Source organism: Brachyspira suanatina, assembly GCF_001049755.1.
Lineage (GTDB): Bacteria > Spirochaetota > Brachyspiria > Brachyspirales > Brachyspiraceae > Brachyspira > Brachyspira suanatina.
In genome coordinates this window covers 2,080,448-2,100,251 of sequence record NZ_CVLB01000001.1, presented here as the reverse complement: position 1 = coordinate 2,100,251, position 19,804 = coordinate 2,080,448, and the positions used below count along the sequence as shown (strand labels likewise).

Genomic DNA, 19,804 nt, shown 5'->3' with positions numbered 1-19,804 from the left:
AATAATTCATTTTTTCAATTTAATGTTAAATAAGATTTAAGGAAATAAATATGGCTTTATCTATAGGAATAGTAGGACTTCCAAATGTTGGAAAATCTACACTTTTTAATGCTCTAACTAATGCTCATGCAGAGGCGGCTAATTACCCATTTTGTACTATAGATAAAAATGAAGCAACTGCTATAATAAAAGATGAAAGAGTTGATAAATTAGCAGCACTTTTCAAATCAAAAAAGAAAGTTTATAATACAACTACATTTGTAGATATTGCAGGACTTGTAAAAGGCGCTTCAAAAGGTGAGGGATTAGGTAATAAATTTCTTTCTCATATCAGAGAAGTTAATGCAGTTTTACATGTTGTAAGAGTATTTGAAGATGGAAATATCACTCATATAGGAGAAGTTGATCCTTTAAGGGATTTAGATATTATTTTAACAGAGCTTATGCTTGCAGATATTGAAACTATTAATGCAAGAATGGAAAAGCAGAAAAAAGCAGCAAAAGGTGCTAAAGTAAAAGCTGCTGAAGAAGAAGTGGCATTACTTGAAAAAATACTTCCTGAATTGAATAATTTTAAGCCGGTATTCAGTCTTGATTTAACAGATACAGAAAAAGAAATATTAAGACCTTTATTCTTATTAACAGCAAAAAGTATGATGATAGGTGCTAATTTATCAGAAAATGAACTTGCTAATCCAGAAAAAAATTCTAATTATTTAACATTACAAAAATATGCAAATGAAAGAAACATTGAATTAATACCTTTCAGTGCCAAAATAGAAGCAGATTTGCAGGATTTAGATGAAGAAGAAAGATTAAGCTATTTAGAAGATTTGGGAGTAAAAGAATCAGGAGTGGCAAGACTTACAAAAGCAGGACATAGATTATTAAAACTTTTAACATTCCTAACTTCAGGAGAAGATGAAACAAGGGCTTGGACAGTTAGAGAAGGTGCTTATGCTCCAGAGGCTGCCGGAGTTATACATAGCGATTTTGAAAGAGGGTTCATCAGTGCTGAAGTTATAAATTGTGATAAACTTTTAGAGCTTGGAAGTTTTGTTAAAGCTAAAGAGGCCGGTGCTATAAGACTTGAGGGTAAACAGTATCTTATGCAGGAAGGCGATGTTGTAACATTCAGATTTAATGTATGATTTATATATTTATTAATAACCCATAAAATAATAAAAAAACATTGATTAGAAAACTAAATTATGAAGATAAATTTTGAAATTAAATATATAAAGCTTTTTACATTATCTGCTTGTATAGGGGCAGTAGTTGGGTTTATAGTTTCTATATATAGGATTATATTATATAAATTAAGCGTTAATGTCTTTTATGTATCAAACTTTATATTTGAAAAATGGTATTATCCTATTTTACTTTTTATATTTCTTATAAGTATGGGATGTTTAATAGGTTATATACTTATACATTATCCGCGAATAAGAGGGGCAGGAGTTCCTCAGATAAAATATTATATATCTTTGCATGAACCTAAAAATATATTTTTGGAAATTTTATTTAAACTTTTCGGAAGTATGATTTCATTTGCAAGCGGTATTTCTTTAGGAAGAGCAGGCCCTTCAATGCATGTGGGTATGCTTGTAGGATTATTTTTTCATAAATACTTTTCTAAATTAGCTAAGTATAGAAGATATTTACTTGTTTCCGGTGCTTGTGCCGGAATGACGGCTACTTTCAGTGCTCCTTTTACTGGCATTGCTTTTTCTTTTGAGGAGCTTGGAGAGCATAAAAATCATATAGTTTTTGTATGTATAGTTTTTTCTTCCATAGCTTCAATACTTGTAATAGAGCATATTGTAGGTCAGGGATTTATACTTAATTTTAATCTTCCTAAGATACTTGAAGTAAGACATTATATATCTTTACTTCCTTTTGGTATAATATGCGGCATACTTGCTTCTATATTAAATTATCTTATGAATTTCTTTTCTAAGATGTATCAAAAGATTAATAATGATATAATTCGTCCTGTGCCTGCATTCTTGCTTGCTGGTTTAATGATAATGTTTTTCCCTTATGTACTTGGAAGCGGTGATTTGCTTATAGGAAGTATAGTAAAAGATAAGTTTTCTGTATCTATGCTTTTTATATTAATATTTATGAAATTATTTTATACTTCTGTATGTGCTACTTCTGGGGCAGTTGGAGGAATATTCTTTCCTACATTTATATTAGGTGCTTCAATAGGTTCTTTATATGATATATTCTTAGTTAAATATTTTCCGGATTATGCAGTATATGGAGATTTGTTTATACTTCTTGGAATAACTTCTCTTATGTCAGGAATTACAAGAACACCTATAATGGTATGTATATTGATACTTGAAATATCCAACTCTATTTCTAATTTCTCGGCTCTAGTTATAGTGGCGATAATATCGTATATGGTTGCTAAAGTATTGGGAGTAACTTCTATATACGATCATAATGATTAATAAGTAATTTTTATATGTACTGAAAATTTTTAAGTTTGTAAATTTTGTTATTCAACTTTTCCCGCTGCACGCCACAGGCGGACTTCGTCAAAGTTGCAAAAAGTGCAAGCCTAAAAATAATACAAATATGTTAATTATATTTTATATGTATGATAAATTGTTAAATTGAGCTTGTGGATATAGCCTTTGTGGCAATACCATACCTACACTTACAGTGGACTTTGTCAGGTACTCCTTTAAGTTGCAGACACTTTCTTCGCTCGCAAAATAAGTTGGGTTCTGCACTCTGTGTACTTCGTAAGGGCAAAGCCCCAATATAAAAAACAAAAATATAACTTTATTTTTTTACAAAGTATATTTGTTTAGGTATATTATGGAACTTTATCAAGAATTATTTAATGACTATTTAAAAGAATATTATAAGACTCTTGAAGAATTATTTAATTGTTTAGAAAGTAATGATAAAGAAAAATTTCAAATAAATATTGAAGCATTTATATATAAAAAAGATAATGAGGCAGAGTATACAAAAGATAAAAATTATATTGAAAGATTAAAATTAGTTTTATCTATACTTTATCATAAAAATAGAAATGAATTAATGAATAAAAAATCATTTGAAGATTTTCTTGTTTTTTTATTTGAAGAAGAGATAAAAGACAGACAAACTAATTCTTATCAGGGAATAGGTACTTCTTTGGAAATTATGAGTTTTTTATTTGTTAAACTTTATAATGATGATATAAATAAATTACTTTCTAAATATAAAGATTTATTTGATAAAGCAAAAAATGCAAACTTTGACTGTAATTGCGGTTATGGTATTGATGATTATGATTATTATAATGAAAGATTAGATGAATTAAGTATAGATGCAGTAATATCTTATTCTATAGATATTGATGATTTACAATTATGTTCAAAACTTATTGATATATGGAAAGATACAGTAAAAGAATGGGATAAAAAGAATTTAGATAAATTAAAATATTATGAGTCACTTATAGAAGATAAAGAATCTTTACTGGAAACTACTAAAAAACTTTTTGAAATGGCTGTTAAAGAAAATGAGAGTAATTGGGATATAGTTTCTGCTTTAAATAATTATCTTAAATCTTTAATTGAAAATAAAAAATATGATTATGCTTGGCAATTAATATCAAAATATATGAATAATATAAAAAATATTCAAGATGATAAATTTTATAATATTAATTTAGGCAGATATATAATAGAAAGAGCGGCTGATATAATGCTTAATATAAATAATGAGAAATTAGCAAAAGAAATATGGGCTTTCATTAGTGAGCCTTTTACGTTAGAACATCATTCTTTTTATTTGAAATTATACAAAAAAGTATTATTATGCTGCGATATTGTAAGAGATGAAAAATTAAAAAATAAAATATCAGAAGAGTATCAAAAAGAGCTAAAAAAATTGAAGCTATATTAAAAAACATAAAATTTTTAAGTTTGTCAATTTTATGTTGTTATTTTTCCAACCGAATACGCTCTGCAGACTTTGTCAAAGAACCTATATACTCGATAAACTCGTATACATTTAACGAAAGTGTAAGTATAAAATTAGTGTTAAATCATACTAATTGTGTTTTTACAGGTAAGATAAATTATTAATTTTTGTACAATAATTAGTAATCAGCCGCACGTATAGAGGGATATTCGTTAAGAATAAGGATACCGTGGGGAAAGGTGCTGCGAAGCATACCTACAGTAGCAGCTCGCGGTTGTCAAACTTAAAAATTTTCAGTATATACTAACTATATAATAATAAAAAATATATTGATTTTATTGTTATAAATTTATTTAATGCAGTTATTAATAAATTCTATAGGTACGTCCATACGTTTTGCAGTTTCTTATATATTCATGCCGCTATCTAAAAACGCTTGCATACTGATTTCATATTTTCACCAACTTCAGTAATATGTTTATTTGGATCATAAAACCGAATAACTCTCTGTCCCCAAGAATGTTCTTTTACAGAATGTACATATTCTATATTGTAATTTTTTAGTTTATCGATAAAATTATCAAAATCATATTATTCAAAGTATATTTCAAAATTATTTCCTCCAAAAGAAATATTATTTTTATCAATAAAATCTTTATATGTTTCTATTGTTTATAAAACTAAATTTCCAGTTAATGTTTTATTTGTTCCAAAATCCATGATAACATATAGATATAAAACATTTTTATAAAATTCAATTGATTTATATCTTTTACTATAAGCATAGTATTTTTTATATTTAAAAGCTATAAGGAGTTATATTATATAATTATAAATATGAAACTTAGTTCAAAATATATGTATTGTTTATAAACATGAGTTTTGTTTGATTTATTATTTAAATATAAAAATTTAATATAATAAATTATGTTTATTATATTAAATTTTAAAAATATATTTTATCTATGATTATTTTGTTTGTATAAGTTGTATTATCCAGCAATATCTCCGTATTCTATATTTTTATCCCCATCTATATAAACTATTAATGAATGATGTTTAAAATAATCTGGTTCAAAAAGTATATGCAATGTGGTATCCGGTCTTGCTTCGTCTTCATCAAAATCTATTAATATTGTATCTATATATATATAGCATTAAAAAAATCATCTTCTTTTATAGGAATAGTGATTAATTCTCCGGATTGATTTTTGTATGTATTTTCATCTATTGCTTCGCAAGTACTTACCCATTCTTCTGCCAATTCTAAACATTGTTTTTCTATAAGAAAGTCAGTAACATTTTTTTTATGTTCATCAATCCATTTTAATATTTCATTAATTTTATCTATATATTTCATAAGCATTTCAGATTTGTTTGACACTTCACCGAAATCTATTAATAATGATATTTTTTCGTCATTCCATAAATCGCAATCAGATTCATAAGAAAAGTAATCATTTTCATAAAAATCTTTTATAATCTTATCCTTCATAATATCCTCTTATATACCATTTGATAAATCTTTATTTTTAAATATAGTAATATATTATCAATTTTCAAGTGTTTATGTTCTTTTTTATATTCTTTTTTTAGCAGCTTCTATAATAATATTGCATATATTTTCATCATTAAAAGATCCGCTATCTATAGTAAGATTATAATTGATCATGTTTCCCCATTCCATGCCTGTGTAGTATTTGTAGTAATTCGATCTGTATTTATCAGTATTTATTAACTGGGTTTCTGCATCCTCTATTTTTACACCATATTCTTTTGTAATTCTTTCTATTCTGTTTTTATCTGGGGCATGTACAAATACATTAAAGCATTTATGTTCTGTCTTTTTAAGAATAAAATTAGCACATCTTCCTATTATTACACAGCTTCCTTTGTTTGCTATATCTTTTATAACTTCACTTTGAATTTCAAACATTTTATCTAAAGTGGAGTATTTTATTTGTCCTGAGAAAGGGCTTGAAAAATGTTCTTTATGAAATGCACTAAAAAAAAGATTGTCATTAGTGAATTTTTCTTCCATATTTTCTAAATACTGTTTATTAATACCGGTTCTTTTTGCTACTATTTCTACAAATTCTTTATCATAAAAGTTGATATTTAATTTGTTTGCTATTAATTTTCCTATATTTCTTCCACCGCTTCCATATTGTCTGCTTATAGTTATAATAATGTTATTCATATTCTCGCCGTCTTTTAAAATAATAATTTTTAAATATTGTAAGGCTAATTATAAAAATTGTGAGCCTCTGGCAAGTTTAGTTGACAGAGCTTTTGAGCGAACAATTTTTATTAGCAATAATAAAAAATAATAGTTTTTTATTATAATATAAAAAAAATTTAAATCTATATCGATGGGTTGTAATTTTTTTCCTATTTTTAAAAAAATGGTTTGATTTTTTTTTACTAATTGATATCATGTACACAGGAATATTATAATAAAAACAATTATTCTTTTTAAGATAAATATATAATTTGGAGGAAATAAATATGGCTGCTAAAACATTAGAAGAAGTTTTATATCAAATATTTCAAGGCGAATCAAACGCTGCAAATAGATATAGTTCATTTGGTAAAGCATCTAGCAATAAAGCTATTCAAAAAGTTTTTTCAACAACATCATTGGCAGAGAAAATTCATGCCGAAAAAATGAGAAAATTAGCTCTAAGAAGCGGATTAGATATGAGTAAATTCGTTCCTCAGCTTAATCCTGTAGAACCTTTAAGCGATAAAGAAAATTTAGAGGCAGGTATAAAAGGTGAGGTTTATGAATCTACTATACTTTATCCTCAGTTAGCACAGGTTGCAATAGAGCAGAAAAATAAATTAGCTAGCGATACAGTAAATTCTTTAGGTAAAGTTGAAACAGAACATGCTAAACTTTTCCAAGATATTATAGATAATTTCTTAAATAAAGACGGAGATGTTACTTTCTATCTTTGCCCTAGCTGCGGTAATATTTATAGAGATAAAGCACCTGAAACTTGTGAAACTTGCGGCGGTTCAGGAAAAATGTTCCAAAAATATTAATAGCAACATTTTTGTTATTTTTATAATAAATATATTATTGACTTTATAATAAATTTATGTTAAATAGTATTATATTGTAAAAAATAATTTAAAATATAAATAAAGAGGTGAAATATGAATCCAGTAATAATTATCACCTCTGTTGTAGTTGCGTTTGTTTTTGGATATACAACCCGTTTTATTATAGCTAAAATCAAGCTTAATTCTACGGAAATAATAACACATAAACTGCTCCAAAGTGCAAGAGAGCAAGCAGAAAATGAGAGAAAGACTATACTTTCTGAAGCTAATTCTGAAATACAGAAAGAACGTAATAGATTAGAAAGCGAAAATAGAGATAGAAAAGCTGAAATTCAGAAATTAGAAAATAGAGTGCTACAACGAGAGGCTAATATTGATAAAAAGTCTCAATATTTGGAAAATAAAGAGCATAATATTGAGAATAAAATGAAAAAAATAAAAGAACAGGAGGATAAATTAACTTCTGTTATACAAGAAGCTGAAAAAGAACTTGAGAGAATAGCAGGACTTACTAGAGAAGAAGCTAAGGCAGATTTGATTAGGAGTATAGAAGAAGATGCTAAAAAATCTGCTACTAAAATAGTTGATAATATAGAAAAAAATGCTATAGAAACAGGAGAGAAAAAGGCTAGGGAAATAATAGTACAAACTATACAAAGACTTTCTAGTGAAGTGGCTCAGGAAACTTCTGTAACATCTGTATCTTTACCTAGTGAGGAAATGAAAGGAAGAATCATAGGAAGAGAGGGTAGAAATATCAGAATGCTTGAGACGCTTACTGGTGTTGATATTATTATAGATGATACTCCTGAAGCTGTTGTAATATCCTGTTTTGATCCTGTTAGAAAACATATAGCTAAAGTTTCATTAGAAAAGCTTATCTTAGATGGAAGAATTCACCCTGCTAGAATAGAAGAAGTTGTTGAGAGAACTAAAAGAGAAGTTGAAGATTCTATAATGGAAGCTGGTGAAAATGCTATTGTAGATTTGAATCTTACTACTATGCATCATGAATTAATCAGGCATATGGGAAGACTTCAGTACAGAACAAGTTATGGACAAAATATGCTTTTCCATAGCAAAGAGGTTGCTAATATTGCCGCTATGATAGCTGCTGAAATAGGGGCTAATGTAGAAATGGCTAAGAGAAGTGCTTTTTTGCATGATATTGGTAAAGCTATAGAAACAGAAGGCGAAGGTTCTCATGCTATGAGCGGTGCCGATTTAGCTAAAAGATGCGGAGAAAAAGAAGAAGTAGTTAATGCTATAAGAGCACATCATAATGATGTTGATACTCAAACAGTTGAAGCTGTAATAGTAAAGGCTGCCGATGCTATTAGTGCGGCAAGACCTGGAGCAAGAAGAGAATCTTTTGAAAGTTATATAAAACGTTTAGATAATTTAGAAAAGATTGCTGATAGTATAGAGGGTGTTGAAAAATCATTTGCTATACAGGCCGGCCGTGAACTTAGAGTTATGGCTAAAAGTGATATTGTAGATGATATTCAGGCTAAGCAAATAGCAAGAGACATTGCTAAGAGAATAGAAGATGAATTGAAATACCCAGGTATAATTAGAGTTACTGTTATTAGAGAAACTAGAGCAGTTGAAGTTGCAAGGTAAATAAAATGTCTGTGAAGAATATACTATGTCTTGGCGATATTATAGGCGTTACAGGACGTTATGCTATAAGAAGGCATTTAGAAGAAATAAAATTAGAGAATAATATAGACTTTATAATAGCAAATGGTGAAAATGCTGCCAATGGAATAGGGATCACTAGAGATACAGCGGCTGAACTATTTAATTCAGGTATAGATGTACTTACTTCTGGTAATCATATCTGGAATAATAGAGATGTTTTTGCTTTAATAGGAAATGAACATCGTCTGCTTCGTCCGTATAATTATCCTAGTGATGCTCCTGGACTTGGCTATTATATATATGATATGTTGGATTGTAAGATTGGCGTAATTAATCTTATGGGAAGGACTTTTATGGATACATTAGATTGTCCTTTCAAAAAGGCTAATCTTGCAATTAAGCATATAAAAGAAAAAACCAATATTATATTTATAGATTTTCATGCAGAAGCCACAGCAGAAAAAATAGCTTTTTCTTATTATCTTGAAGGGCAGGTATCATGTATATTTGGTACTCATACACATGTTCAAACCGCTGATGAAAAGATATTATCATCGTATACAGCTTATATATCAGATTTGGGAATGTGCGGAAGTTATAATTCTGTTATAGGAATGAAAAAAGAGCCTGCTATTGCTAGATTTGTTACTAAAATGCCTCATAGATTTGAAGTAGAAACTACCAGTCCTATGATTAATGGTATTGTAGTTCAAATTGACACTGTAACTGGCAAGGCTGTTTCCATTAAAAGAATTAATTTAGTTTATCATAATGATATTGTTGAAAGACAAGAAAAATAATTAGAGAGATCTTTATGGAAGAAAATGAGAATAGTCCAAAAATTTTTATAAGACATTTTTTTATTTTTTATATAAAAGTTGCTGTTATTCACACTTTAACTTATATAGTTTTTGGTATCTTATTTTCTAATATGTTCGATTATAGTTCAGTATATAATAATGATATAGTTTCTAATTTTATGAGAGGATTTGAATCTCCTCTTACTGTTATAGGACCTTTTTTACAGCCTATAAGGGCAATATTTATAGCTATTGCATTATTTCCTCTTAGAAAAGTTATAGCTACCAAATTCGGCTGGTTTGTACTATGGCTTATATTTGCATGTATAGGTATTATTGCAGCCCCTTCATCAGCACCTAGTTCTATAGAAGGGCTAATATATACACAGCTGCCTATTGAATTTCATTTATCTAATTTACCAGAGCTTCTTGTTCAAACATTTTCTTTTTCTATAATATTATGGGTTGTAGAAATGCTTCCTCATAGCGAAAAAGAATTTTCAAGCAGAGTATTTTTACTTAAATTGTTATTTGCTATAATATATACAATGATAGGTATATTTTTGACTTCTATATGCGGAATTATTATAATGAATTTCTTGGAATTAGATTATAATAATGCCAAATTAGATAGAGGTACTGTTTCATATTTATCTACAATATCTATATTAACTATTATTATATCATATTCATTTGCAGATAAAGTTTATAAAAACAAATTATGGCTTTTGCTTACAATTCCATTAATATTATTATTATATATACTTTTCCCTTATGGATATAATTACTTGTTTAATACAGTATATAATAATAATATGTCATTAATTCCATACAGTTTATCTGCTGTGCTAATGTCCATTATTTATTATGTGATTTTTGTAATTATTTATGGAAAATTAAGAAATATAAATAAAAAATCTGATATTATAGAAGTTGATGTGGTAGAAAAAAATGATGTAGAAACTACAAATAATAATAGAGATAATTTTAATGTCATAGAAATAAAACCTGAAGATAATACAAAAGATGATGTAAAATATATAGAAATCAATCCTGATGACAATAATAAATAATAATTTTTCTTATTGTTAAGAATAAACTCGTTAAAATATTATCTGGTAATTAAAGTTATTAGCTGCTAGTTTAGCTATTTAAAAGTTAATAACATAGTCAATATTTAATTTCCTCATAATCCGTTAAAAAACTAGTTAAATCTTTTTACTAGGAGAAACTTAAGTGTATTTAATAGGGTATAATAATAAATTTTCTATATAATATTTTATAAGACATAAAACAAAAAATGTCCGCTAATTTAGCAACAATAAATATAAAATGTAGTATTTTTGTAAAAAATGTCTTATAGTTATAACTAAAATATATTTTTTCTTTAATTTTCTATAAATTTGTATTATATGCTATCTTTTTGACATTTACTTATATATTTTTTAGTGTATTATAAATTTAATAAAAAGAAATTCTTATTATAATTTTGAGATGATTTTATGAAAAAATTATTTTTTTGTTTATTTTTAATATTTATAAATAGTTTATTTCTCTTTTCTAAAGAAGCTATAGAAAGAGATTTATCATATAATCCAAACTTTAATTCTTCTAAATTTAAAGACTGGCTTTTAGTTGCTACTTTTAATGGTGATAATGTACCAACATTACAGTTTATAGAAAAGACTGAAAATCAGTATTGGCAAATTAATAATGAAGATACAAAAGAGTATATGTATAAAGGAAAAAATTCAAAAGCAGGTATGTTTTTTATATCATCTATGACATATTATCAATACAGAGGATATAATCCTTTATATACAGAAAAAAGAAATATAGATAATGCTAATATGATGAAACGTTTTTATTTCTATAGATTTACAGGAAAAGGTGGCGGAATAATATATCTGGATAATACTTTAGTAGCTATAGATATTTATACAAAATATGTATATATATATGGAGTACCTGTAGAAGAGGAAAAAGTATTCGGTGTTGATGTACCTAAAAGATGGGGGCCTTCAGATACAGTTAATTATAAAGGTTCTATTTTACCTTTTTATAAATATGATCCTGTAGGACATGTTCAAGAAGATGGTACTATCGTTTTATATGATTTTTATCTTAATTCATTTTTGGATAAAGAAAACAGATATCAGCCTCTTTATAACAGCAAATATATTTATAAATAATTATATATAAAAAAGTTTTATTAACGTAAATAAGCTATTACATTTAATGTGATAGCTTATTCTGTTTCTGAAACAGATTTTAAATATACCTTTGATATTTGCCAATCATTAGAACTAATGAATTTTAATTTGTATTTTAATTTATCCGTAAATTGAGCTATTTTGTTTTTTGGACACATTTGGAAGCCATCTCCTGTAAAATATTCTCCTGTAATCCATTTCTGCTCTTTTTTTGTGTATAAACAGTAAAAAGCATCTTCTCCAAAAGGAGGTCTTATTTTGATACTGAATTTAGAATTTGCAGGAGGAACAATATAATTTCTTCTGGCTTCTATTTTATTTTCATATTTATTATTTATAAAATTATTAAAATCATTTGGATACATTAAAATAACATTTCCGTCATTTTGAAATGCAAAAATATACAAATAACCTTCAGTATTTGGTCTGAAATTTAATGTAAATGATTCACCTTCTATTATTTCACCTGCATTATTTATTATATTTGTTTTATTTTCTAATGTAATTCTTTCTATTCTGAAATTTAAATATATACCATTTATAGGAGATTCCATAGATTTAAATAATAAGTTTGATAGATGAAATTCCAAATATGTGCATATTTCATTTATAATTGCTATACTTTCAGACTGATTTTTTAATTCATATTCTTTAAGTATATCTCCTGTAGCCATATCCATAACTTTGAAATTATATCTCATTTCATAAAGTTCTTCATCGCTTTTTTCTTCTCCGTCTTTATCAATACCTTCTTTTTTTTCTCCTATTCCATATTCTATTAAATCACCTAAATCTTTTATCTCATTTGTAAGTATTATATCATTGCTAAGCATTGTATTTGTAATATTATAATTGCTTAGTATTGTATTTATATCATTTGAATTAATAGTAATATTGTTATTATTTGTATTTGTTGCTTTTAATACTTTTTCGCTGTCCATTATAATAACTGCCTGTACTTTCAGATTTGATGCAACAGTCAATCCTTCTTCTAAAGTAAGTTCATTTGTTGAAAATAATTTTTTCTTTTCTCTGTCTACAGAAATAGAAGTTTTTTGTTTTATATAAGCAAATCTATTTATTGTTTTCACTAGTTCTTTTCTTAAAGGTTCATTAGCTCTTAAACTATGATCCAAATCTACAGTAGCTATAAGCAGGGTTTCTCTTGAATAAAGATTTAATGATATTATAGTAATAATTAAAATGTATTTTAATGCAGTTTTCAAAATTGCTCCTAATATTCAAGAGTAGGTTTTATTCCTGTTTCTCTTTCATATACTTTTTCAAGCATATCCATTATTCTTGATAAATCATCGGAACTGTAATATTCTATTACTATTTTACCTTCTTTTCCATTTTTATCTATAACATTTACTTTTGTAGAGAATATTTTTTCTAAATCATTTTCTAATTTTTTTATATTAGGATCTTTTTTATTTTCTTTTTTTACTTCATTTTGATTTTCTTTATTTTCTTCATTATTTATATTAGAGTCATTTACTGTATTATTTTTTCTTTCTTTTACTATTCTCTCGCATTCTCTTACAGAATATCCTTTTTCTATTATTTCTTTAGCAAATTCTTCTCTTTCATTCTCATCATCTAATGATAATATAGTTCTGGCATGTCCTTCTGTTAATTTAGATTCTAATATTAAATTTTGTATATTTTCGCTTAAATCTAATATGCGCATGGAATTTGATATTGTACTTCTGCTTTTTCCAACCCTATTAGCTAATTCTTCATGTTTTATGTTTAGATCATATATTAATTTTTTATAGCTTCTGGCAACTTCTATGGCATTTAAGTCGGCTCTTTGTATATTTTCTACCAATGTAAGTTCAAGCATTTTAGAATCAGCTATATTTTCTAATACTAATGCCGGAACTTTATCTCTATTTAAGAATTTAAATGCTCTGAATCTTCTTTCTCCGGATATTATTTGATATTTTCCGTCTTTTTCTCTTAAAGTTATAGGGTTTATAAGCCCATTTTCTTTTATAGATTCGGCAAGACCCTGTATTTCCTCTTCATTGAATACTTTTCTAGGCTGATCCGGATTAACATCTATAAGAGAAACATCTATTTCTAATACTCCTCTTCTTTCTGCCTCTTCGGCTGCTGTTCTTATTTCATTGTCAGTAGATTTTATTAATGCACTTAAACCCTGACCGCCAAGTCCGCCTTTTCTACTCATATATATCCTCTTAATTTTATTTAATTAACATAATTATATTATTTATTAACAACTTTTTCAAATTTAAAAACTATTCGCATAAAGAATCATAATTATTTAGATTTTTCAACAAATTCTTTAGCAAATTCTTTATAACTTCTAGCCCCAACACAGTCTTTATCATAATCCCCTATAGCTTTTCCATAGGAAGGAGCTTCACTTAAACGCACATTTCTAGGTATCATAGTTTTATAAGTCTTCTCTTTAAAGAAATTTACAACTTCTTTTACTACATCTGAAGCTAATTTTGTTCTAGCATCATACATTGTAAGAAGAACACCCTCTATTTTTAATTCTTTGTTAAGATTTTCTTTAACAAGTGCTATTGTATTATTTAGTTCAGCAACCCCGTCTAAAGCATAAAACTCGCATTGTATAGGTATAAGAACAGAATCAGCAGCAGTTAATGCATTAAGGGTTAATATACCCAAAGTAGGGGGACAGTCTATAATAATATATTCATAGTTATTTTTTACAGTTTCTACAGCCTTTTTTAATTTATATTCTCTAGCTATTTCATTGACAAGTTCTATCTGAGCACCAACTAAATCAGAGTCTGCCGGTATCAAGAATAAATTTTCCTGATATGTAGGCATTATAACTTCATTTGCATTAGCCTGTCCTATTAATATATCGTATACGCTTTTTTGCATTTGATCTCTTGTTATACCAATACCTAAACAAGCATTTGCCTGTGGGTCTATATCTATAAGAAGTGTTTTATGACCCATTTTTGCTATGTTGGCACTTAAATTAACGGCTGTGGTAGTTTTTCCTACTCCGCCTTTTTGATTGACTATAGCTATAACTTTAGACATAAATATATCCTTAAACTAAAATCTCCATGAAATTAGATTGATTATATCAAAATTAGGCATTTTATCAAGTTTTATATATAACTATTTTATTATTTATTATGTAAATATTATTGATAAAATGTTTTACTATTGTATTATAGGTTGGCAGTGTATGTCGTATTAATTTGTTTTTTATTATTATGATATACATCAAGGAGGGTTTATGATTAAAAGTAAAAAAATTGTGAGAACTTTTATATTTATTGCTTTATTTTCTATAATATCTATGTTTTCTATAAGCTGTTCATCATTATTTGATTCTGATTATGCAGGAAGATTCAGACCTTATGATCTAATAGGTACTTGGAGAAACATAGATAATTATAATGAAAGATTTACTATTTCTTATGATAGCATATTAACTTTTTATAATGCTGATGGTTCATATAGCAGGCATTATATTGATAATTGGGATTATTATAAATATGATAAAAGAAGTTATTATGAATTGATTATACATAATATACCGATTGTAGGAAGCATTATATTTTATTTTATGAGTGAGAATGAATGTGAAATTAGTTGTGTAAGTAAACCAAATATGATTTTCTATTATGAAAAATATTAAACAAAGCATTTGAAAATACTGCAAAAATAAGCTGATAGCTTTTAATAGTTATCAGCTTTATTATTTATATAATAGCTAATAAAAATTGTTAGTTAAATATCTCCTGCCAGCAGGTACTAACAATTTTTATATTTTATTTTATTCTTTTATGTTTGAAACTTGCTCTATGGTTAACATAATCATCTACAATTTGATAGTTACCAAAAATTTTGTATTTGTATATTGTTAAACCTTCCAATCCTACAGGACCTCTTGCATGAGTTTTGTTTGTTGAAATTCCCACTTCAGCACCGAAACCATATCTAAATCCGTCTGAAAATCTTGTTGAAGCATTGCAGTATACATTAGCAGAATCAACGAATGTCATAAACTTTTCTATATTGTCTTTATTTTCCGATATTATTGAGTCTGTATGATGAGAACCATATTTATTAATATGATTGTATGCTTCTTCTGTGTCTGATACTATTTTTAATGATACTTCTTTATCTCCATATTCAAAATGCCATTCTTTTACTTCGCCTATATCTGATGAAGTTAATATTTTTTTTACTTCAGAGTCTGCATTCATTTTTATTTCATTTTCTTTGAATAAATCATAAAGTTTTGGCAAGTATTCTGAAGCTATATTTTTGTTTATGAGTATAGTTTCAACAGCGTTGCATGCACTTGGATACTGAGCCTTTGAATCCAAACATATTTGCAATGCTTTTTCCTGATTGGCAGATTCATCTATATATAAATGACATATACCGTCAGCATGTCCTAATACAGGTATATTTGTATTTGATTTTATATACTGTACTAAACTGTTTCCGCCTCTTGGTATTATTAAATCAATATATTTATCCATTGATAATAATTCTTTTATATCCTCTCTAGTGAATACCAAATTAACAGAGTTTTTTGGAAATTCTTTTATATTATTTAGAGTTTCTTCTATTATATTGTATATTGCTTTATTGGTGTTTTCTCCTTCGCTTCCTCCTTTAAGTATAACTGCATTAGATGATTTTATACATAAAGAAGATATTTGAGATATTACATCAGGACGAGCCTCAAATATTACAGCGATTAAACCAATAGGGCAGGATATTTTTTTTAATAATAAATTGTCATCAAGCTCTGTTTTTAATAATACTTTATTAATAGGGTCTTCAAGTTTTACAACATCTCTAATTCCTGAAACAACATCTATTAATTTATTTTCATCTAATTTTAATCTGTTAAACATAGATTTTGAAATTTTATTTTCATCAAGAAGTTTTTGAGCATATTCTAAATCCTTTTTATTAGCTTCAAATATTTTATCTTTATTTTCTTCAATTTTTTTTGCTATTTCAAGAAGGGCATTATTTTTTATATCTGTATTCAATGATTGTAATTTATATGTAGCTTCTTTTGCATTTTTTACTAAATCTATTAATTGCATATTATTCTCCTTAATATACTTATAATTAAATATAATTATTTTTATTATGGATTAAGCATTATTGATACCCAGTCATTTTTTCTTTTTCTTAAAATGGTATTGAGTTTATTTTCTCTAATGGCATTAATCATATATGATTCTTTCTCTAGTAAAATTCCTGATAATATTAAAGTAGAACTCGGTTTTAATAATTCTTTTAAATCCGGAAGAATATCTATTAAAATATCAGTTTCAATATTAGCTATTACCAAATCAAATTTCAAATTCATATTGATTAAATCTCTAGCATTTCCAAGTATAACATTATCAAGTTTTATACTGTTGTAATCTGCATTATCAAGAGTGCAATGAACAGCATCATTATCAATATCTATAGATGTAATATTTCTTGCACCTAATTTATAAGCGAATAATGATAATATACCGCTTCCGCATCCTATATCAGTTATACTTTTTGAAACAATATCATTATTATTTGAATATTCATAAATCATTTCAAGTGCAAGCGATGTGGTTTCATGTGTACCAGAACCGAATGCATACTGCTTTGCTATATAAAGAGGATTATCACATTCTTCATTATAAAAATCTTTTAAATTCGGTACTATAGTAACATCTCCTATATTAAAAGGTTTAAGAAAATCCATATATGAAGTTAAATATTCTTCAGATTTTAATTCTTCTATTTTATAAGTATATTCAGCTATACCTTTAATATTTTCTTCTATTATATTTAGATTATTTTTTAATATTTCTTCATTTTCATTGTATATATTAACTATTGAAATACTTTCTTCTTTTATAGGAAATTCTGTATTAAAACCTAATATATTTAATTTACCGCTTTCTATAACAGCCTCAATTATATCTTCAAAACCTCTTTCTATTTTTATTGATAATGAATATATTAACATAATGACTCCAATAATAATTTTCTATTATATTACAATATATTAATAATATTGTTAATAGATTCAATTTTATTTTCCATATCTTTTTTATATTTTATTACGAAAGTGTTATCATTAACAGTACCTCTTACAGCTTCAAAATCTTTTTCCATAACACTTTTATCATCAATACCTGAACTTACCATTTTTGATGCATCATATTCTTTTTCAACATCTTTATAAAATATATTATATGCTTCTTCTAATAATGATTTATGATTATTTAATAATTTTTTTATAGTTTCGTTATTAATGGTATTGATATTATATCTTGATTTTACGGTATCCATAACCCAAGATTTTTCATCTTCTGAATATAAGTTATATATATCTTCAAATCTTTCAGTTAATGATTTTACATCGTTTATTTTATCATTTTCTAAATCTTTTATAATATTATCAATTCTTTGTTTTGCACATATAAGTCCGCCTATATCAACCCATTTTTCAAAAATATTATTCTCATCATACTGAAGATTTTTTATAATTTCATCAATATTTTTAGAGTTCTCTATATATGAAAGTATTTTATTATGAAGATATAAATCTATTGCTATGGAGTATCTTTTTGAATATTTATCTAAAGAAGATATTTTTATAATCATATTTTTATATGTTAAAAAATCTCCATTGTTATTGTTGCTTTCTTTTTTTATTTCATCTAGTATTTTTTCTGATTTAATCATTTTAGATACAGTGTAAGGACTAAATACATTAAATATTATTAAATCTTTTTTGTCTCCTTTTCTTCTGTCTCTATCTCTCCATTTGTTTTCATCTCTTGATAAACCTACTCCGAATAAATTTAAAGCAGGTATAAGTCTTGTTTGATGATATCCATGTTCTGTTATATAAGAGAAAGGAAAATCAGAAGTATCAACATTATCATAATGAGCACCTATAACAGTTGAGAAAGCTCCTATATGAGAAGGCCATAATATATATGAATTACTTCCGGTTTTGCATCCTCTTTCCATAAAACCATGGTGATATGGCCCTAATTTGTACATATGATTGCTTTGATTAGTTCCGCTTCCAGCATTAAAGAAAGAAAAATGACTTGCTATTAAAAGTGTAGCTTTATGATGCGTAACTGTATAAGGTCCTGCAAATATAGAAAACATTTCTCCATGTTCTCCCTCACAGTTTGCAAATAAAAGAGAGTCTTCACATGAAAATTGTCTTCCAAGTTTAACACCTTCGCCTATGAATGCCTTTTTAATAACTGTACCATCAACTATATGAGCACCTTTAAGAACTATAGAATCAGTTAATATGACAGAAGTTCCTATATATGATGGGCATTCTTTTGTACTTATAACTGTTGTATTGTTAATTTCATCGGTATTCTCTATTGTGGCATAAGGATCTATTAAAGAATTTTTGATTAGTCTTGCATTGATTATTTTTGCATATTTTTTTATTTTACCGAATCTTCTTGTTTTTTGTTTGGCATATTCATCTATCATGGCATTGATTTTTTCACGCATTACTTTTTCATGTCTATACATTGCAACTAAATATGCTATATGAGAATTAAGCCTATAGAATATTTTTACGCTTCTTCCATTTCCTTCCATAATTGGTGAAGTTTCAACGGCATTTCCAAAACTGCTTTTTCCTTCCATATATATAGAGCCTGCATTTTCTATTATAACTCCCTTTTCTATTTTATAATTTTCTATAAATCTTCCAACATTATTTATATAAACATTTCCATTAATATATACATTTATTAAAGTTGCTCTGTTTATTGAAGCTAATAATTTTACTTTTTTATGATATTTCACCATTCCATTGAGAGCATTTATTTTTATTTTACCATGAAATTGAACATCTTTTATTCTGCTTAAGTCTACATTTTTTATTAATATTTTTTCCCAAGACTGAGAAGAACAGCCTTGAGATTTAAGAAAATTTATTTCTTCATTTGTGAGGTTTCTAAAATCTTTATCCTGTTTTTTGAAAATATACATAATTAAAAGTTTTCCTTTTTTCCATTATTTATTAGTCATTATGTTAACTTTATGATTTTGTGTAAAAATTGTGTAAAAATCAAAATTCGTTAAAAAATGAAAAATATTAAAAATTATATATCAAAA

The 19,804-nt window shown here is 26.5% G+C and carries 17 protein-coding genes and 1 pseudogene; 9 read left to right on the top strand and 9 right to left on the bottom strand.

Annotation, left to right across the window (positions count from 1 at the left end; all coding sequences use genetic code 11):
* Positions 1–50: 50 nt before the first annotated feature.
* The 3 genes from ychF to BRSU_RS09005 all read left to right on the top strand — a co-directional run bounded on the left by ychF (position 51) and on the right by BRSU_RS09005 (position 3,915).
* Entirely contained in the window at positions 51–1,151 is a 1,101-nt protein-coding gene (gene ychF / locus BRSU_RS09015) for a redox-regulated ATPase YchF (protein WP_048595001.1), read from the top strand.
* Positions 1,152–1,211: 60 nt separating this feature from the next.
* The gene (locus BRSU_RS09010) at positions 1,212–2,462 is read left to right on the top strand and encodes a chloride channel protein (RefSeq protein ID WP_048595000.1); all 1,251 of its coding nucleotides are present in this window, start codon (positions 1,212–1,214) and stop codon (positions 2,460–2,462) included.
* A 373-nt stretch (positions 2,463–2,835) separates the two neighbouring features.
* Positions 2,836–3,915 carry a hypothetical protein gene (locus tag BRSU_RS09005; RefSeq protein ID WP_048594999.1) on the top strand — a complete coding sequence of 360 codons (1,080 nt, stop codon included), beginning with the start codon at positions 2,836–2,838 and terminating at the stop codon, positions 3,913–3,915.
* A gap of 444 nt (positions 3,916–4,359) precedes the next feature.
* Here the strand turns inward: BRSU_RS09005 and BRSU_RS15085 are convergent.
* The 3 genes and pseudogenes from BRSU_RS15085 to BRSU_RS08995 form a co-directional block, all read right to left on the bottom strand.
* Positions 4,360–4,509 (bottom strand): annotated as a pseudogene (locus BRSU_RS15085) (hypothetical protein); the annotation flags it as partial.
* A gap of 565 nt (positions 4,510–5,074) precedes the next feature.
* Entirely contained in the window at positions 5,075–5,428 is a 354-nt protein-coding gene (locus tag BRSU_RS09000) for a DUF2262 domain-containing protein (protein WP_245158071.1), read from the bottom strand.
* Positions 5,429–5,512: 84 nt separating this feature from the next.
* Positions 5,513–6,133: a cytidylate kinase-like family protein gene (locus tag BRSU_RS08995; protein WP_048594998.1), complete on the bottom strand. Its 621-nt coding sequence runs from the start codon at positions 6,131–6,133 to the stop codon at positions 5,513–5,515.
* A 308-nt stretch (positions 6,134–6,441) separates the two neighbouring features.
* On the opposite strand from BRSU_RS08995, the gene BRSU_RS08990 reads away from it, so the two are divergent.
* From BRSU_RS08990 to BRSU_RS08970, 5 genes are all read left to right on the top strand, one after another.
* Complete coding sequence (locus tag BRSU_RS08990; RefSeq protein WP_014488538.1) at positions 6,442–6,981, top strand: rubrerythrin family protein; 540 nt, start codon at positions 6,442–6,444, stop codon at positions 6,979–6,981.
* Positions 6,982–7,095: 114 nt separating this feature from the next.
* Positions 7,096–8,625 carry a ribonuclease Y gene (gene rny / locus BRSU_RS08985; protein ID WP_048594997.1) on the top strand — a complete coding sequence of 510 codons (1,530 nt, stop codon included), beginning with the start codon at positions 7,096–7,098 and terminating at the stop codon, positions 8,623–8,625.
* Positions 8,626–8,630: 5 nt separating this feature from the next.
* Positions 8,631–9,446, top strand: coding sequence for a TIGR00282 family metallophosphoesterase (locus BRSU_RS08980; protein WP_048594996.1), 816 nt, complete (start codon positions 8,631–8,633; stop codon positions 9,444–9,446).
* A 14-nt stretch (positions 9,447–9,460) separates the two neighbouring features.
* A complete protein-coding gene (locus tag BRSU_RS08975) occupies positions 9,461–10,519 on the top strand; it encodes a hypothetical protein (RefSeq protein WP_048594995.1) in 1,059 nt (352 codons plus the stop codon).
* 429 nt (positions 10,520–10,948) lie between these two features.
* Complete coding sequence (locus BRSU_RS08970) at positions 10,949–11,638, top strand: hypothetical protein (RefSeq protein WP_048594994.1); 690 nt, start codon at positions 10,949–10,951, stop codon at positions 11,636–11,638.
* A 56-nt stretch (positions 11,639–11,694) separates the two neighbouring features.
* On the opposite strand, the gene BRSU_RS08965 is transcribed toward BRSU_RS08970, so the two are convergent.
* The 3 genes from BRSU_RS08965 to BRSU_RS08955 all read right to left on the bottom strand — a co-directional run bounded on the left by BRSU_RS08965 (position 11,695) and on the right by BRSU_RS08955 (position 14,713).
* Positions 11,695–12,885, bottom strand: a complete 1,191-nt coding sequence (locus tag BRSU_RS08965) for a DUF4384 domain-containing protein (RefSeq protein WP_048594993.1) — start codon at positions 12,883–12,885, stop codon at positions 11,695–11,697.
* 8 nt (positions 12,886–12,893) lie between these two features.
* Positions 12,894–13,856 (bottom strand): ParB/RepB/Spo0J family partition protein, encoded by a 963-nt coding sequence (locus BRSU_RS08960; RefSeq protein WP_048594992.1) that lies wholly within the window; start codon positions 13,854–13,856, stop codon positions 12,894–12,896.
* A 92-nt stretch (positions 13,857–13,948) separates the two neighbouring features.
* Positions 13,949–14,713 (bottom strand): ParA family protein, encoded by a 765-nt coding sequence (locus tag BRSU_RS08955; RefSeq protein WP_048594991.1) that lies wholly within the window; start codon positions 14,711–14,713, stop codon positions 13,949–13,951.
* A 202-nt stretch (positions 14,714–14,915) separates the two neighbouring features.
* Here BRSU_RS08955 and BRSU_RS08950 point away from each other — a divergent pair, with 202 nt between their 5' ends.
* Positions 14,916–15,320 carry a hypothetical protein gene (locus tag BRSU_RS08950; RefSeq protein ID WP_048594990.1) on the top strand — a complete coding sequence of 135 codons (405 nt, stop codon included), beginning with the start codon at positions 14,916–14,918 and terminating at the stop codon, positions 15,318–15,320.
* 133 nt (positions 15,321–15,453) lie between these two features.
* Here the strand turns inward: BRSU_RS08950 and BRSU_RS08945 are convergent, their stop codons facing one another.
* Genes BRSU_RS08945 through BRSU_RS08935 form a run of 3 tightly spaced genes read right to left on the bottom strand, consistent with a single transcriptional unit; the run spans position 15,454 to position 19,678 of the window.
* The gene (locus BRSU_RS08945) at positions 15,454–16,752 is read right to left on the bottom strand and encodes a glutamate-5-semialdehyde dehydrogenase (RefSeq protein WP_048594989.1); all 1,299 of its coding nucleotides are present in this window, start codon (positions 16,750–16,752) and stop codon (positions 15,454–15,456) included.
* Positions 16,753–16,796: 44 nt separating this feature from the next.
* Positions 16,797–17,666 carry a 50S ribosomal protein L11 methyltransferase gene (locus BRSU_RS08940; protein WP_048594988.1) on the bottom strand — a complete coding sequence of 290 codons (870 nt, stop codon included), beginning with the start codon at positions 17,664–17,666 and terminating at the stop codon, positions 16,797–16,799.
* 29 nt (positions 17,667–17,695) lie between these two features.
* Entirely contained in the window at positions 17,696–19,678 is a 1,983-nt protein-coding gene (locus BRSU_RS08935) for a DUF4954 family protein (protein WP_048594987.1), read from the bottom strand.
* Between the last annotated feature and the right edge of the window lie 126 nt (positions 19,679–19,804).